Source organism: Pseudomonas sp. 05N434 (genome assembly GCF_056396965.1).
Window position 1 is genome coordinate 1 of record NZ_JBFTMK010000617.1, and the last position, 2,797, is coordinate 2,797.

The 2,797-nt window shown below is 57.3% G+C and carries 3 protein-coding genes and 1 pseudogene; 3 read left to right on the forward strand and 1 reads right to left on the reverse strand.

The genetic code is table 11. The features are described 5' to 3' along the window. A pseudogene (locus AC1DLB_RS26900) lies at positions 1–178 on the forward strand (SAM-dependent methyltransferase); the annotation flags it as partial. Positions 179–680: 502 nt separating this feature from the next. Here the strand turns inward: AC1DLB_RS26900 and AC1DLB_RS26905 are convergent. Continuing rightward, positions 681–1,616 carry an AraC-like ligand-binding domain-containing protein gene (locus AC1DLB_RS26905; protein WP_477785994.1) on the reverse strand — a complete coding sequence of 312 codons (936 nt, stop codon included), beginning with the start codon at positions 1,614–1,616 and terminating at the stop codon, positions 681–683. A 403-nt stretch (positions 1,617–2,019) separates the two neighbouring features. Between AC1DLB_RS26905 and AC1DLB_RS26910 the strand changes: the two genes are divergently transcribed. Both AC1DLB_RS26910 and AC1DLB_RS26915 read left to right on the forward strand, forming a co-directional pair. Beyond that, entirely contained in the window at positions 2,020–2,148 is a 129-nt protein-coding gene (locus AC1DLB_RS26910; protein WP_477785992.1) for a hypothetical protein, read from the forward strand. A 21-nt stretch (positions 2,149–2,169) separates the two neighbouring features. Next, positions 2,170–2,797, forward strand: a 628-nt coding sequence (locus tag AC1DLB_RS26915) for a phenylacetaldoxime dehydratase family protein (RefSeq protein WP_477785993.1), incomplete at its 3' end; no start/stop codon positions are given.

Genomic DNA, 2,797 nt, shown 5'->3' on the forward strand with positions numbered 1-2,797 from the left:
GCATGGAGCCAGCCCGGATGAAGTGAAGGTCAAGCTTGGGAAAATCCTTCAAGGTGCTGATCCTCCACATTCCGAGGCGGCGGTTCAAAAACTCTTGCATGACGCCGGATTTGGAGACGCTACCCGTTTCTTCAGCAGCCTTTTCTGGGGGGCGTGGTTGACGTGCAAAGTGGTCTGAACATGATTGAAAGTATTAGATATACGTCGACCGTAACAGACCAATGGCGGGAAATCTATAATCACCAACGTCCACACCAAGCTCCGGATTTTAACGTTCCTGCCTCCCGGTACCGGCAAAGTGAGCTGTGCTATCAGGAAGTACCGGCGGAACTGGAGTACGGCGATGATGACGAAGTGCGAACAGTGCAAGCCAACGGGGAGCTCAACTGGTGAGGGTAGGAGCTCAAGCTGGGCCCGGGCGTTTACCGGTGAGCGTGTGGGCTTGCGCAGGACCTTGGAGGACGGCAAGCACGATGTCTACTGGGTAGGCATCGCGTTGCACAAATTGAGATGAACGCCCGATCCGTAATATCAGGTAAACGGCTTCGTTAACTGTCCACTATGTCTCCGAACATGTGTCCACCATGTCCCCCGGTCCAAACAGAACGCCCCGCAGGAAACGCCCTGCGCTTTCACAGAAGAGCGTTCAAGCGCAAGGGCACTGTCCTTCGGGGCATCACTCAATTTCGATGCCACAGGGTATTGGGCGCAACGCCAAATGCTTTGCGAAACGCATGGCTGAAATGGGAGAAGTCAGAAAACCCAAAGTCCAGCGCCGCCTGGGACACACTGCGCACCTGACCGCGCTCGATCGCTTCACGGCTGGCATTCAGGCGCTCTTTCCAAATTTCTGCCACGGGGGTCTTCTGGTAGCGGGCGAAGGCTCGGGTGACGGTGCGGGTGGACACATTGTGGGCCTGCGCGATGACTTCAATCGACAAGTCCGGCTCGGTCAAGTGCCGTTGAATGTACTTCATGATGCGGCCGTAGAGATCCAGCTCATCGTGACTGATCTTCAAGTCCTGGAGTTCCAGGCTGATGACAAGGAGGTCGAGCAAAGCGCTGGAGTAACGGTTCGAGATGGCCTCATCCTGCAACGATGCCGGCGCACTCGCGGCCTGACGCAACATTTCACGCAATGGAATGACTCCCGGACGCCGCTCGTCGAGAACCATCGCGGTGTAATCGGCGATACGTGGCAGGCGTTCGACGAGCAAGGCTCGCGGAATGCGCACCAGGTGGTTTTCAGTGCCACCGAAGCTGAATCGAAACGCCTGAGTTGCGTCATAAAGAAACAAATTGCCCGCCGCCAGGTTGGCTTTTCTGCCGCCTTGTTCAATCTGGCCGTGGCCATTTCGAGAGAACCCCAACCATAAATCTTCGGAAGGACCACTGCGCAGATGCTGCTCGGAGCGTTCCCAGTAATGCAGGGGTGCAGACAGCGAACAAATGTCCAGATCACCCACGGTATTGACTGCAAGCGAGCCATCAAAACTGCTCTGGGACAAAGGTTTGCTATCGGCCGCCAGGCAATGGCGGCAGACCACTTCCTTCCAATAATCAAAGCGGCGCGGGGCCGCGACAGCGAGGGTCGAATATTGAGTGCTTGGGTTCATGCCACGGACCTCAGTACAACCTTGCAGTAAGAGCGCGAGAAGTTCTAACGGCTTTATCGCAGCAATTAACAGGCCAAGCGCATTCATGCCGATCCTGAAGGGCTCTGCGAAGTGACTGCCATCGAGGTTTTCGCCCGGCCAACGTGACGCGAGAACACCTCAAAATCCCCACTTAGAGGCAGAGTGCCTGACGTATTCGGCGTGGGTGCACCAATGCCGATCATGGCCGCGCCGCGTGTGTCGGCGTTGTCTTTTACAACCAAACGGTTGTCCTGACGAACAAAGCGGCCTATCGCCGTCCAGCCTAATTTTCACCTCACAGCAGCTCATCCTCCTGCTGATGAGGCCTCCCATGGACCGACAATATTCAAAACAATTGCCTGACTCATCCTGGCTTCYGCACATGCGCGATCTCGTGCCTGAGGAGTCGGCTTACTGGTTGATTGAATGGGGAGCCATGAAGCTGCTGCATCGACGGCAGGTCGCCAAGCGCACCCCGCCGCCGAAGCGTGAATCCAAACCGCTTGCCTGAAAAAAAAACGAGGAGCTCAAGATGGAATCTGCAATCGACAAACATCTCAAATGCCCACGCACCCTGTCCCGCCGCGTGCCCGATGAGTATCAGCCGCCGTTTCCGATGTGGGTGGCACGCGCTGACGAGCAACTGCAACAAGTAGTGATGGGGTACTTCGGCGTGCAGTATCAAGGCGATGCACAGCGCGAGGCCGCGTTGCAGGCGATGCGTCATATCGTCGGCAGTTTCAGCCTGGCCAATGGCCCGCAGAACCACGACTTGACCCACCACACCGACAACAGCGGCTTCGACAATCTGATTGTCGTCGGGTATTGGAAAGACCCGGCGGCCCACTGTCGCTGGTTGCGTTCACCGGAGGTGAATGACTGGTGGGCTTCGTCGGATCGGCTGAGTGATGGCCTTGGCTATTTCCGTGAAATCAGCGCCCCGCGCGCCGAGCAGTTTGAGACCCTGTACGCCTTCCAGGACAACCTGCCCGGCGTCGGCGCGGTAATGGATACGACCAGTGGTGAAATCGAAGAACACGGCTACTGGGGCTCGATGCGCGACCGCTTCCCGATCTCCCAGACAGACTGGATGATGCCCACCAGCGAGCTGCAAGTGGTCGCGGGTGATCCCGCCAAGGGTGGCCGGGTGGTGATCATGG

Coding starts and splice junctions, on each gene's coding strand:
- AC1DLB_RS26910 (WP_477785992.1), top strand. CDS start 2,020: ATGCGCGATCTCGTGCCTGAGGAGTCGGCTTACTGGTTGATTGAATGG.
- AC1DLB_RS26905 (WP_477785994.1), bottom strand. CDS start 1,616: ATGAACCCAAGCACTCAATATTCGACCCTCGCTGTCGCGGCCCCGCGC.